Source organism: Mesorhizobium sp. CA8 (assembly GCF_020164955.1).
In the GTDB taxonomy this organism is placed as follows: Bacteria; Pseudomonadota; Alphaproteobacteria; order Rhizobiales; family Rhizobiaceae; genus Mesorhizobium.
This window is the reverse complement of sequence record NZ_JAIUHG010000009.1, coordinates 1-13331: the sequence shown is the minus strand read 5'-3', so window position 1 is coordinate 13331 and position 13331 is coordinate 1. Positions and strand designations below refer to the sequence as shown.

Below are 13331 nucleotides of genomic sequence, written 5' to 3'. Positions count from 1 at the left end.
TTCGGTGTAGGCTCATAGGGAGGATCGAATACGCCGGCATCCGGCCATCCCTTTTTCATGAATCAGGAAAACTGTCGCGCCGTTGACGCGAGCTACCAGGACCCGCGAGAAGGCTTGGCCCGGAGATGACGCTCAGGCGAATATTCAGGGCAGGCGTGGGATTTGGGATTCTGCTTGGGCCCTTCCGATGTGGGCGGCGCGTCCATCGAGCTTCTCAATGATCGCACACTCGAGCTAGGCCCCGACCGCGACACCTGGCTGCCCGCTTTGTCCTCGAGGCAATCCCGGCATGGACTCGGCTTCTGGGGTAATGGGACGAGAAGCAGCCATGAAGGTCCCAGCACCGAGAGCAACCCGGCCGCGGCTATCATGACCAGTCCCAAGATCGTGCCGGCACTTGGGATTTCATGATAAAATAGCGCGCCCCAGGTGGGTGCCCAAATCAGCCCGGTGTATTCGAAGATCGTCACCGTGCTGGCCGGCGCCACCCTATACGCTTGCGTAAGCAGCAAGGTGCCAGTCACGGCGAAGAGACCGCACAAAAGCATCGCGCCAATTTCATAAGGGTTCCATACCCATGGGCGAACCAAGAATAATATGCTCGGGTGGGTCACGGCTGACCAATCGACGTTGCCAATGATGTATGCCAGGAACGGCGCACCCAAGGCAAAGACCGTGTGTTGATAAAAGGCCATGGTCGGCGCGCTAAGAGCACCACCCAATCTACGAGCAAGGATTTGCGAAATTCCATAGAGAAGCGCAGAAAGCAAAGATAACAACGCTGCCGGCTCGAACACACCAGTACTGGGTCTAAGCATGACCGCAACGCCGGCGAGACCGATTGCGGTCGACGCCAAATTCACGGAGTTCAGCTTTTCTCCTAAGAAAAGGGACGACAATATCAAGATAATCAAGGGTGCGGTATAATATAATCCAATTGCACCCGCCAGAGGGAGCGCGGGGAACGCAAGATAGTAGCAAATAAAGGCCGAAAACGAAAGAGACCCTCTCACGATAAGTATCTTCCGAACTGGGTGAAATATCGAACGTAAGCCGACGGTCCAATGTACTATTAAACCTAGTATCGGCAAGCCAAGCATTGCTCGAACCGTCATGGCTTCCGTTACCGGCAACCTCCCAGAAAGGCCCTTGAGAACGGCATCCTGCATTGAGAATGAAAATATCCCTATGCATAGGCACGAAATGCCAAGAAGCGTATTGCGGTTCATGATCGCGGGCCCCTGAGTCGAGGAGACACTAGATCATTGCGGGCCCTTGGCGCCGTGACTTTCGACGTCAGATTGTCTGAAATCGCCTGACGCACTTGGCGTCCATATGCCGCCTACCGTGTCATATCTCGGCAAAGCGCTTTCTGCGGCAGGTATGCGCCCAGCTCCGCAAGTGTGGTGACCGGCGCGGCGGTGTCCAAATCGCAGGCCCGGCTGGCAGCGCCGACTGGCTTGGCCGCAGCAGTGGCCGCGGCCTCCCACTATCAAGGCAGCTGACTGGATCCGGATTGAACCATGCACTTTGGTGTCGCAGGAATGGCGGCGTGCAGCCGCCCAAAGGTGTTTGTGTCGCGTCGCATTTCGCCCGCTCGGCGTCGCCTGTTGCACAATTCAGATTGTTTGTTCTGGGAGGATGAAGCCGTTACGGGCACGGAGGGCTGTCGCAGCTGGATAAGTGTCCTCATCATGACCCGAGGAGCCTGTCATGACTGTCAAGCCGCCGCTGCGCCGCAACAGCACCACGCCTACTGAATTCTTTCCCGTGGCCCCCGACGCCGGGTCGTTGCAGAACCACAACGAATACATGGACGGTGCATTTCCGCTCGAAGTGCGCCCTGCCCATTGGTCGATGAAGGAAATCAAGAAGCAGCTCATTGCGATGAAGGAGGACGGGCGCTGGGACGGGAACACCCGTTATCTCTCACTGAAGGGTAACGACAGCGACTACAATTCCACCATCCCCACCATGTGGGTGACCGTCCATCTGCTGCGCCCAGGTGAGTGCATCGAGATGCATCGACACACACCTGGTTCGGTCTATCACGTCATTTCCGGGACCGGGTACTCGACGATCAACGAGTACCGCATCGATTGGGAGGCGGGCGACACTTTCTCGTGTCCGTCAAATTCCTATCATGAGCATTGGAACACTGGAACCGAGGATTCCTACATGTGGACGGTCCAGGATCTGCCGATCTACTCCTATAATCGGATGGCGACCTTTCAGTTCGGTGACTCCGAGAAGATGGATTTCCTCCACAAGTCGCGCCGTATCAAGAAATAGTGGCGCATCCTCCCAGCGCTTGGCGGCCGCTTCGAAGCGGCCGCACCCCTTTTGAAGCCCATGCAAATCGGGACTTGTGCTGATGACATTCGATCCGCTGTCGCCGGAATTCGCCCAGACACCGTTCGAGCATCTTTCCGCTATGCGGGCGACCGGCAAGCCATATGTGCATACCAATACACTGAAGCGCCTGGTCTCGGTATTCAGCTATGCCGATTGCGAGGCGGTTCTCCAGGATCACGAAAAGTGGTCAAGCGATCGTGGAGAATCCGTGCGCAAAGCCGGTCTTGGCGATGCAATGATCCTTCTGTTCGATGACCCGCCAGAGCATACGCGTCGTCGCAACGCAGTGAAGCGGCAGTTCATGCCGGCGGCCCTGGCGGGCATGAAAGCCGCCATCGAGAGCCGGGTGGCCAACCTGTTGTCCAAGGCTAATGGCAAGGTCATAGACTTTGTCAGCGAGATCGCCGCGCCGCTTACGATCTCGACGATCGGTCTCATGCTTTCCATTGAAGAGGATGAGATCGCAAAAGTGCGCGAATGGACCGAGAAATTGGCCCGCATAGATGGCGTTGCCAACTTCCTGCACCATCCTGACGATTGGATGGAACAGGCGGGAAGCGCGACGCTCAACGAGATGGCCGATTTCTTTTCGGCAAAGATCAAGTCGCACCGCTCTCAACGAAATGACCTGCTTTCCGTGTTGTTGGCTTCGGAACTCAGCCGGGACGAAGCTGTTTCGATGGCGAAGTTCATATTGCATGCAGGTAACGAGACGACCACGAACCTGCTCTCGCAACTGCTCTTGTTGTTGATTGAGCATCCAGATCAATATGCTCGTCTGAAGATTGCTCCCGAACTGGCGTCGGGCGCCATAGACGAAGCGTTGAGGCTGCGCGGATCGTTCCGTGAGACCGAACGCGTCGCCAAGCTGGATTGTGAACTCTCCGGCGTGAAGGTCCGCAAGGGCGACACCGTCGTCACCTGGCTCGCCAGCGGCAATCGCGACCACTCGGTTTTCGTCGAGCCTGATCGCTTTGATATTGCGCGACAGCCAAATCGCCACCTGTCATTTGCTCGCGGCATCCACACTTGCCTCGGCAACATACTGGCCAAAAGCGAAGCGGCAGCATTTGTTGGCGCACTCATCCAGCATCATGCCACCCTGGAGCTCGTGGGCGACAATGCAGTGAGGTGGTCGGACAATCCGCTCATGAGCGGGGTGACCAAGCTCGACGTTCGCATTACGCTGAAATAGCCAAACGCGCAGGAACGATGAGTAGGAGCCCCGCTACGCGAAGGCTCCTATCTGCTACCGGTTCTTCCCGGTCTAGGGTTCGACCCACCAGCGCTCGACGAACCGATAATTGTCGATGCCGATAAGGCTGCCAAGCTTGCCGTGGTTGACCTTGGTGGAACTCGCCAGGACGAGATCGGCGAACATCGGAACCACCGCTCCCCCGTCGTCACGGATCAGTTGCTGCATTTCCGAGAACAGGTTGACGCGCTTGGCGGTATCGAGCTCGGTTTTCGATGCACTCAGCAACTGGTTGAACTTGCCGTTTTTCCAATGCGTGTCGTTCCATGCCGCGCTCGCGGCATAAGCAAGCTCAAGCTGTGCGCCGGCCGTCGCGAGACCACCCCAAAAAACGGCTGAGAACGGCTTCACCATCCACACATTCGACCAATAGCCATCATTGGGCTCGCGTATAACGTTGATGTTGATGCCCGCTTTCTTGGCGCTCTCCGAATACAGCGTGGCAGCGTCGACCGCGCCGGTGAAAGCCGCGTCAGCAGCGCTTAGCGAGACGTCCAGCTGATTGAGCCCGGCCTGTTTGAGATGCCACTTGGACTTGTCAGGGTCGTAGTTGCGCTGTTCCAGTGAGGCAGCCTTTTCGGGATAGGCCTCGCCGATCGGATGGTCGTTGCCGAGCGAGCCATATCCGGAGAGAACGTTGTCGATGAGCTGCTGACGATCCACGCCGAATTTCAGCGCCATCCGAACATTGTTGTCCTTGAATGGAGCAGCATCCGTAAACATGGCAAAGGTGTAGTGAAGATTACCCTTTACCCGATCAATTCGAATCTTCTGGTTGCGCTTCAGGAGGCCGATGGTCTTCAGATCGACCCCGTCAATGACATCGACTTCACCTGTCTGCAGTGCATTTGTGCGAGCCGCTGCGTCCAATATGGTCTGCAGCGTCATCCGATCGGCATGCCCCCGCCCCTGCTTCCAGTAGCGTTCGTTGCGCACACCCGTGGCCATCACCCCCGGCTCGAACTTTTCCAGCTTGTAGGCGCCAGTACCTACGGTCGAGGCTACGTCGATCTTTCCATCCTTGGCTTGCTTGATGAAGAAGCCTTGACTGGCCAGCACTCCGGGCAGCTCGACGTTGCCGCTCGACAGCGTCATTACGACTTTGTCGCTGCCGTCCGCCTTCACGTCGGCTACATCTGCAAGCAACGGTGCCATCGCTGAGCTGGTATTGGGTCCTCTGTGGAAGTTGATGGACGCGACGACGTCCTCAACGCTCAGTGGTTTGCCATCATGAAACTCGACACCCGGGCGGATCTTGAAGGTCCAAATTTTCGCCGTCGCATCGGATTCGAAGCTTTCGGCCAGTTCACCGATCGCCTTGCCATCGGGGTCAATCTCGACGAGGTTGTTGAAAACGGCATAGACCAAAGCAAACAAGAACCCGTTGTCGATCTTTCCCGGATCAAGGGAATCGGCCGATGAGCCGTGTGGCAGGCCAAAGCGCAGATGGCCTCCTTTCTCGGGTTCGGCACGAGCGGACTTCGGCAAGCCGACCATCGACGCTGCAAGTGATGCGGCCCCCAGTTTGACCACTGACCGCCGGTTAATCAGCCACGAACCGTCTGTTTGAAATTCGCTCATGTTCTCCTCCAGGGCTTTATTGCCCATTCGTTTGGGCGAGCGTCAAACAGTCCAGAGGCGTGGCTTTGAAGGTTTCCGCCTAAATTTTGTCCAAAGCCGACACGGGCCGCGGGAGCACGCGAACCTTCTTCATCCGAAGACCTCATCGTGATGGAGATTATACGGGATGGACATTGAAAGTCCTAATGGTCTATATCCTGTACCATTATCGCATTTTAAGAGGGAATGCATGCTGAACAAGGCGGAAGCGCTACGGCACGTCGCAACCGGGAGAACTTTTGCCGGCCGAACCGTCATTGTTACCGGAGGCGCTGGAGGTATGGGGGCAGCGGCCTCGAGGCTCTTTGCAAGTGAAGGTGCGGCGGTCGCGATCCTGGACACGCCGCTGGAGAGAACCTGGCTCGCGACATCAACGACGAAGGCGGACGGGCGAGGTTCCTTCGCGCGGATGTTTCGAAGAGCGTCGACGTGGAAAATGCGCTGCAGGCGATCTACCGCGAGTTCGGCCAGATCCACACGCTGTTCAATCATGCCGGCACGATCATTGTTCGACCATTCCACGAGACCACGGAGGAAGACTGCGACAGGCTCATGAACATCAATGTCCGGTCGGCCTTCCTGGTTTGCACGCAGGTGGTCCGCCGCATGCTGAAACATGGCGGCGGCTCTATCGTGATTACATCTTCGATAGGCGGCGAGAAGGGATTTGCCTTTGAGGCGTTATACTGCATGACCAAGGGGGCGGTGCTCCAACTCGCCCGGTCGATCGCGACGGAATATCGGGACCGCGGCATTCGCGCCAATTGTGTCATGCCGGGCTTCGTCAAGACCGCGCACGGCCTGCGCGAGGTCGATGAACTGGATCACCTTGGCCAGAAATGGGCGGAAGCGGATCTAGCCGGCGTACAAGGCCGTCTTTGCGAGCCGGATGAAGTGGCGCGCGCGGCACTATTCCTGGCGTCCGACGCAGCGAGCTTCATCAACGGCTCGGCGTTTTATGTCGACAATGGGTGGTTTGCAAAGGGGTAACGACGAGACAACCACTTTGTCCGGATTACTAATGGGAGAACTGAAATGCGTCCTTATGCTCCGCTTCTGGCCTTCGGGCTTGCGATCGCCTCAACCAGCGCACACACGGCAAGTGTTCCTGAATCGAACGACACCATAAACATGATGATCGGCAACTGGACGAGTTTCGTGGTCCAGGCACAGATCGCAGGCCAGCTACTTCAGAAACTCGGCTATACGATCCAATACGTCCCCGCGGACGACTCGGCACGTTATCCCGCCTTCGAAAACGGCGATCTCACCATCGGGATGGAGACCTGGGCCACTACGCAACGCGAGGCATTCGAGAAGTCCCTGGCGACCGGGAAAATCCTCGATATGGGTTCGCTGTCGGCCCCTGCGAAGGAGGAGTGGTGGTATCCGATCTACATGAAGGAGAAATGCCCTGGTCTTCCCGATTGGAAGGCGTTGAAGGATCCCAAGTGCGCGGAGGCGTTCTCGACGCCGGAAACCGCTCCCAAGGGACGCTACCTGTCGGGTCCGGTCGACTGGGGTGGCTTCGACGTTGAGCGCGTCCAGGCGCTTGGTCTGCCATTCGAAGTGGTGAACGCGGGCACGGAAGCTAGTCTGTTTGCCGAGTTGCAGTCGGCGTATGAGCGCAAGGCGCCGATCATGCTGTGGGTCTACACGCCCCATTGGGTGCCCGCCAAGTTCAAAGGCGAATGGGTGCAATTCCCTAAATACGAGCCGGCCTGCTATTCGGATCCATCCTGGGGCATCAACAAGGACAAGGCTTACGATTGCGGCAAACCGGAAGGCTGGATCAAGAAGATGGCCTGGGCCGAAGGGGAAAAGAAGTGGCCTTGTGCTTACGAATTCATCAAGTCCTACGATATGGACAGCAAGACGCTCAGCGAGATGGCCGCTGAAGTCGACCTCGATGGCAAGAAGGCAGAAGACGTTGCGGCCGAGTGGATCGGCAAGAACGAGCCGACGTGGCAGAAGTGGACGTCCTGCGCGAAATGAAGACGGTTGACGCAATAAAATTCGACGATGGCCGGCCATGCTGAGCGCTGGCCATCGTCAGATATTCCTTGCCTGCACCGCCCTGCTGATGCTCCTCGCGATAGTCTCGATGCCCGCCTGGCATCCTTTTTTGCCGCAAGCCCGCCTCGACTATCCAGATCAGTTGGTCCTCCCGCTGGCCAGGTGGCTTGGCGACTTCCTGAACTGGCTAGCGCGTGAGGCAATGCTGGGGCCAGTCAAAATATCGCAGATCACGCGCGCCACTGCCCGGATCGTCGATATGCCGATGAATGCGCTCAACGTGCTGCTGACGACGGGCTGGCGGTCAGGCTTCGGCGAGAATGTGGTCACGATCGTCCCTCCCCTTGGCTGGTTCACCGTGCTTGCCATCAGCGGCGCGTTGGGTTGGCGACTTGGCGGCTGGCGCCTGGGATTGTCCGCGGCGTTCGGCTTGCTCTACGTCGCAGCGTTTGGCCTTTGGGCTGACGCTATGATGACACTGTCCAGCGTTCTCATTTCGACAGTGGCGGCCATCATCCTGGGGCTGGCGATTGGTACCGCAGCGTTGCACAACCGTGCGACCGACCGAGCCGTGGCGATCGCAATGAATGTCATGCAAACGGTGCCGGTGTTCGCCTATCTGGTTCCGACGCTGCTCTTCCTTGGATATGGACCAAGTGCGGCCTTCGCGGCAACGGTCATCTACGCGCTTCCGCCAATGGTGCATGCCACCATTCTAGGGCTTAAGTCAGTCCCGACAGAAGCTCTCGAACTCGGCGTCATGACGGGGGCCAGCCGAAGCCAGACCTACTGGAAGATCAAGCTGCCCTTGGCAATGCCGATAATCGTTATCGGCATCAACCAGGCTGTAATGGCTTGCCTGAACATGGTCATCGTGGCCTCCATGATTGGATCGGGCGGGCTTGGCTATGTCGTGCTTACCATGCTGCGGAAGCTCGACATTGGTCACGCTCTGGAGGCTGGACTTGCGATCGTCGTGCTGGCTGTCATTCTTGACCGCTTCTGCCAGGCGATGGCTCGGCACCTGATCTCGGCGTCGCCAACAAGTTCCTTGCGATGGCCCGTTAAGCGAAGCACCGCAATCAGTCTGCTGATCCTGTCGTTGGCGGCGACATGGGTGATCCCGGCACTGCAGACCTGGCCAGCAGATTCGTACTTGACCACTGCGCCAATGTGGAACGGACTGGTTACCTGGATGAACATCCACCTGTTCGACGTGCTGGATGGCATCAGGACCTTCGCGCTTTTGAACGTCATGAACCCAACCAAGAATTTCCTTCTGGCCCTGCCGTGGTCCTTGGTCGTCACCTTCCTGACGGCATGGGGGCTCTGGTTGGGCGGGCCTCGCTGCGGGGCACTCGTAGCTGGGCTTTGCTTCTTCGTTGTTGTGACGGGTTACTGGCAGCCTGCCGTGGTTTCCGTATATCTGGTGTCGCTTGGTGCCGTTTTGTCGTTGCTGATCGGCGTTCCGGTCGGCTACTGGTTCGCGCGCCATGAGTCCTGGCGGCCAGGTGCCGAACTGTTCCTGGACACGCTTCAAACCCTCCCGACCCTGGTCTATCTCCTTCCAGCTGTCATGCTGTTTCGAAACGGCGACTTTTCTGCGGTGTTGGCGATCACGAGCTATGCGGTCGCGCCAGCGGTTCGTTACGCCATGCATTCGTTCGCGCATGTGTCCGAGAGCCGCCTCGAACTAGCGCGGATGAGCGGAGCAAGTCCCTCGCAGACCTTACGCTGGATTCGTTTGCCGGAGGCATTTCCGACCCTGCTGCTAGGCATCAACCAGACGGTCATGATGGCAATCGCCATGCTCGTCATCACTGCCCTGGTGGGTACGCGCGATCTTGGCCAGCAAGTGTTTATCGCCCTTTCACGCATGCGGGTTGGAGACGGCATGGTTGCCGGGCTCGCTGTCGCTGCGATCGCGTTGGCTGCCGATTCGCTTATGCGGGCAGCTGCGCGCAATGCCGCAGCAAGCGTCGGAGTGAGGTTGTAGCTGATGAATGCACGATTCAACGACAACACCCGATCGCAATCAGCTATGGACCGTCCAGCAACACCCCTGAACCAGAGCGCGCTATCGGTACGAAATCTTTGGAAGGTCTATGGGGCGGCGCCCCGCGACTTTGCCTCGGCGGACGGGCCCACTTTATCTCGCGAACACTTGGCTAAACGGGGCTGGGTTGCGGCGGGCCGGGCAGCCACCTTCGAGGTCGCGAGAGGCGAGGTGTTCGTCATTATGGGCTTGTCGGGCTCCGGAAAATCAACCTTGCTGCGATGCTTGCCATGGTTGATCGAGCCGACCACGGGCGATCTCTTCTTTGACCAGAAGGATTTGCGGCGGATACCTGACACCGAGCTCGTCGAGCTTCGTCGCAACCGGATGGGCATGGTCTTTCAAAGCTTTGCCTTGCTGCCCAATCGGACCGTTCTCAGCAACGTCGAGTTTCCGCTCGAGGTGCAGCGCCGCCAAAAGACCATGCGCCGCGAGCGCGCCATGCAGATGATCGAGATGGTTGGACTGTCTGGCTTTGAGAACCGCCGGCCATCCGAACTGTCCGGCGGCCAGCAACAAAGGGTCGGCATCGCGCGTTCGCTTGCTCTGGATCCCGAATTGTGGCTTCTCGATGAGCCGTTCTCCGCCCTAGACCCCCTGATACGGCGCGATCTACAAGGAGAAGTTCTGCGTATCCAGGGCGAACTTGCCAAGACAATCGTCTTCATCACCCATGATCTCGATGAAGCAATCAGAATGGCCGACCGGATTGCCATCATGAAGGATGGCGAGATTGTGCAGATAGGGACGCCGCAAGACCTCGTCCTGGATCCCGCCAATGATTATGTCGCCAGGTTCGTTGAATCGATCGCTCCCGCGAAGGTCGTGCAAGCAGAAAGACTGCTGCTTCATTCCGGCCAGGTCGACGCGGGAGCGCCAACCACAGATCACGATGAAACGGTTCAACAATTCGCCCCGCTTATTGTTGAAGGCGACACCCCATTCGCGGTTCAGCGAAACGGTGCAATCATAGGCATGCTTGATCGGATTGCGTCGCTTCGCGTTCTGGCTGGCAAGGTCGGACGGGTAGATGTGCCGTCGACCAACGACGGGTGAGGAAGGCGTGCGATTGGGAAATCGCGGCCTCAACGCAAGCCGGCACAGACCGGCGTGTCTCGATCAGCAACGAAGTTCAAGGGAGAGAAACACATGCTTCGTTTATACAAAACCATCGCATTCGCGACCGTGGCGAGTGCTTTCAGCATAGGCGCCGCCTATGCGCAAGACAGCTGCGGAGATGTTACGATCGCGAGCATGACGTGGCAATCAGCCGAGGTTCTGGCTAACATCGACAAGATCATCTTGAGTGCTGGCTATGGCTGCAACGCGCAAGTCGTGCAAGGTGACACAGTACCAACTCTGACCTCGATGATCGAAAAGGGCCAGCCGGACATCGCGCCGGAAGGTGGGTCGATCTGCAGCCGGAGCTTGTGAACCGGGGACTGAACGACAAGAAGATCGTCTCCGTTGGAGAGGCCTTGAGCGATGGAGCCGTGCAGGGCTGGTTCATTCCCAGATATGTCGCCGACGCGCATCCCGACATCAAGACCATTCAGGACGCCCTGAAGCATCCGGAACTGTTTCCGTCGCCCGAGGACCCGCCTTTTGAGAAGGCGGAATGGAAACGCTGCAATACCGTCGCTGACTGCCCGGAGCCCAGCCGAACGAATGGCCAAAGGACTCGGTTCAGACGATCGTCACGACAAAATTTGCTGATCGGGCCGGCCCGGCAATTGAGTATCTGAAACATCGCAATTGGCGCAATGCGACGGTCAACGCATTGCTAGCCTGGATGTCTGACAACCAAGCTACCGGCGAGGGCGGTGCCAAACACTTCCTGCAAGAGCAGCCGGACGTCTGGACCAAGTGGGTGTCGCCGGAGGTCGCTGCAAAGGTCAAGGCCTCTCTCTAGGACTATTGTAGCTCACCTTTGGGGGAACGGCGGCTGACGTCGCCGTTTCCCCTCGCTTTCTGCACTAGGATTGCGAGATGCACCCATGGAGTGGTTCTCAAAATTTCCGACATTGAACGACGCGCTTCTTACCGCTCTCAAGAAGTCGGTCACGAGAGTTTCCGCGGATTTACGCGCGCCTATGGAGACAGCATAGAATCGTTCTTCGACCCGCTTCAATCGTTCTTGATTCACTCCGAGCGAATGATGCTTGCCACTCCCTGGCCGATTTTCCTCCTCGTCATCGCCGTGATTGCCTAGCTTGCCAGCCGCAGTTGGAAAGTGGTGTTCGGCTCCGTCGCCACGCTCGTTGTCATCGGGCTGTTTGGAATGTGGGAGGACACGATGAAGACGATCTCAATGATCTTCGTCTGCACGGTCATCGCAATAGTGGTGGGCATTCCGATCGGAATAGGGATGTCTCGTTCGGACCGATTTGAGCGGGTAGTGAACCCGGTGCTTGACGTGATGCAAACGATGCCAAGCTTCGTCTACATGATCCCTGTCGTCATGCTGCTCGAATAGCAAAGGTTCCCGGACTTATCGCCGTGGTTATCTATGCCGTGCCGCCGATGATACGGCTGACAAATCTGGGAATCCGATTGGTCGACATGTTCTGGAGGCCGCCGACGCATTTGGCTCCTCCAATTGGCAAAAGTTGAGGAACGTGCAGATGCCGCTCGCTCTGCCGACCATCATGGCCGGCATCAATCAAACCATCATGATGGCCCTCGCCATGGTGGTGATCGCGGCGATGATTGGGGTCCAAGGACTGGGTCAGCCAGTGTTGAGAGCCATTTCCAATCAGTACTTCACACTCGGCGTTTTCAACGGCTTGGCCATCGTCGGCATCGCGATCATCTTTGATCGCATCAGCCAGGCCTTTGGCAGGCGTCTTCAGCGTCACCGCGAGGTCGGTCATGGCTGACAAGATCGGCGCCGCCATCTCAATCAGGTCGCTCTACAAGATTTTTGGCCCGAATGGGGCAGCCTTCATCGAACCTGTCAGGCAGGGGATGAGCAAGGCAGAACTGAACCAACGGCATGGCCATGTGCTTGGTCTCAAGGATATCAACATCGATATGTCAGCTGGGGCCGTTCAGGTCATCATGGGACTGTCCGGCTCCGGCAAATCGACCCTCATCCGGCATATCAACAGGTTGATCGACCCCACCGCCGGCCAAGTGCTGGTCGGTGAAACCGATGTCGTCAAGATGAACAGTGCTGAATTGCGCATGTTTCGGCGCAACTAGACCGCCATGGTGTTCCAAAAGTTTGCGCTACTGCCGCATAGAAACGTCCTCGAAAATGTCGTTTACGGCCTCGAAATCCGAGGGTTGACCCGGGCAAGGCAGCTCGAGCCTGCGATGCGCTGGATTGAACGCGTCGGACTGAAGGGCTTCGAGGATCGATACCCAAATCAGCTGTCTGGCGGCATGCAGCAGCGTGTCGGCTTGGCACGAGCGCTGACCAATGATGCGCCGATACTGCTCATGGATGAAGCCTTCTCGGCGCTCGATCCCCTTATTCGGGTCGATATGCAAACTGTGCTTCTCAAACTCCAGAAAGAGATCAGAAAGACCATCGTTTTCATAACGCACGACCTTGACGAGGCGTTACGCCTGGGTGACCGGATCGCCATTCTGCGAGATGGACAGATCTTCCAGCAAGGCACCGGACAAGACATCATGTTGCGGCCGGCCGATGACTATATTGCCCGGTTCGTGCGCGAGGTTAATCGCAGCAAGGTGGTGAAGGCCGCCTCGATCATGAGTGAACTCAGTGGGCGTCCACCCGTCGGGCCCGCAATAGAGGGCGACGCCTCACTTGAGGATGCCGTCAAAGCGATGACAGCGACCGGCTGCCGCATCGCGCACATAGTCGATGGTCACGGAAGCGCAGTCGGCGAGGTTACGCTCGATTCGCTGGTTGCGGCGATGTTGACCCCTGCCGAAAGCTGACGCGCCCGCTCAGCACCTCGAAGTCTCTCATGTTCCCTGTCAAGATTGAAGGCAAGAAGGCTCGCCTGCTTGGCAGGTTTGCCATGCAGTCGGATCGGCTGAAGCTGCACAGGGCTG

At 57.8% G+C, this 13331-nt stretch carries 7 protein-coding genes and 4 pseudogenes; 9 read left to right on the top strand and 2 right to left on the bottom strand.

Features of this window, described 5'->3' with window-relative positions:
• Positions 1-92: 92 nt before the first annotated feature.
• Positions 93-1229 (bottom strand): DMT family transporter, encoded by a 1137-nt coding sequence (locus LB553_RS12300; protein WP_224513526.1) that lies wholly within the window; start codon positions 1227-1229, stop codon positions 93-95.
• 484 nt (positions 1230-1713) lie between these two features.
• Between LB553_RS12300 and LB553_RS12295 the strand changes: the two genes are divergently transcribed.
• Together LB553_RS12295 and LB553_RS12290 are read left to right on the top strand one after the other, a co-directional pair.
• Positions 1714-2292, top strand: coding sequence for a cupin domain-containing protein (locus LB553_RS12295; RefSeq protein WP_224513525.1), 579 nt, complete (start codon positions 1714-1716; stop codon positions 2290-2292).
• Between the two features lie 82 nt (positions 2293-2374).
• On the top strand, positions 2375-3550 hold the full coding sequence (locus LB553_RS12290; RefSeq protein WP_224513523.1) for a cytochrome P450: 1176 nt from the start codon (positions 2375-2377) through the stop codon (positions 3548-3550).
• Positions 3551-3622: 72 nt separating this feature from the next.
• Here the strand turns inward: LB553_RS12290 and LB553_RS12285 are convergent, their stop codons facing one another.
• Positions 3623-5191, bottom strand: a complete 1569-nt coding sequence (locus tag LB553_RS12285) for an ABC transporter substrate-binding protein (RefSeq protein ID WP_224513521.1) — start codon at positions 5189-5191, stop codon at positions 3623-3625.
• Positions 5192-5420: 229 nt separating this feature from the next.
• Between LB553_RS12285 and LB553_RS12280 the strand changes: the two are divergent.
• The 7 genes and pseudogenes from LB553_RS12280 (at position 5421) to LB553_RS12250 (ending at position 13214) form a co-directional block, all read left to right on the top strand.
• A pseudogene (locus LB553_RS12280) lies at positions 5421-6220 on the top strand (SDR family NAD(P)-dependent oxidoreductase).
• A gap of 45 nt (positions 6221-6265) precedes the next feature.
• Positions 6266-7225 (top strand): ABC transporter substrate-binding protein, encoded by a 960-nt coding sequence (locus tag LB553_RS12275; protein ID WP_224513519.1) that lies wholly within the window; start codon positions 6266-6268, stop codon positions 7223-7225.
• 37 nt (positions 7226-7262) lie between these two features.
• The gene (locus LB553_RS12270) at positions 7263-9242 is read left to right on the top strand and encodes an ABC transporter permease (protein WP_224513517.1); all 1980 of its coding nucleotides are present in this window, start codon (positions 7263-7265) and stop codon (positions 9240-9242) included.
• Between the two features lie 3 nt (positions 9243-9245).
• Positions 9246-10358: an ATP-binding cassette domain-containing protein gene (locus tag LB553_RS12265; RefSeq protein WP_224513515.1), complete on the top strand. Its 1113-nt coding sequence runs from the start codon at positions 9246-9248 to the stop codon at positions 10356-10358.
• A 93-nt stretch (positions 10359-10451) separates the two neighbouring features.
• A pseudogene (locus LB553_RS12260) lies at positions 10452-11214 on the top strand (glycine betaine ABC transporter substrate-binding protein).
• Positions 11215-11299: 85 nt separating this feature from the next.
• Positions 11300-12181: pseudogene (locus LB553_RS12255) on the top strand (ABC transporter permease).
• Positions 12174-13214: pseudogene (locus LB553_RS12250) on the top strand (quaternary amine ABC transporter ATP-binding protein). The pseudogenes LB553_RS12255 and LB553_RS12250 overlap by 8 nt, the downstream one beginning before the upstream one ends.
• Positions 13215-13331 lie beyond the last annotated feature (117 nt).

Excerpts from the sequence above, each read along its gene's own strand:
- LB553_RS12275 (WP_224513519.1), top strand. The coding sequence starts at position 6,266 with ATGCGTCCTTATGCTCCGCTTCTGGCCTTCGGGCTTGCGATCGCCTCA.
- LB553_RS12270 (WP_224513517.1), top strand. The coding sequence starts at position 7,263 with ATGCTGAGCGCTGGCCATCGTCAGATATTCCTTGCCTGCACCGCCCTG.
- LB553_RS12285 (WP_224513521.1), bottom strand. The coding sequence starts at position 5,191 with ATGAGCGAATTTCAAACAGACGGTTCGTGGCTGATTAACCGGCGGTCA.
- LB553_RS12265 (WP_224513515.1), top strand. The coding sequence starts at position 9,246 with ATGAATGCACGATTCAACGACAACACCCGATCGCAATCAGCTATGGAC.
- LB553_RS12295 (WP_224513525.1), top strand. The coding sequence starts at position 1,714 with ATGACTGTCAAGCCGCCGCTGCGCCGCAACAGCACCACGCCTACTGAA.
- LB553_RS12290 (WP_224513523.1), top strand. The coding sequence starts at position 2,375 with ATGACATTCGATCCGCTGTCGCCGGAATTCGCCCAGACACCGTTCGAG.
- LB553_RS12300 (WP_224513526.1), bottom strand. The coding sequence starts at position 1,229 with ATGAACCGCAATACGCTTCTTGGCATTTCGTGCCTATGCATAGGGATA.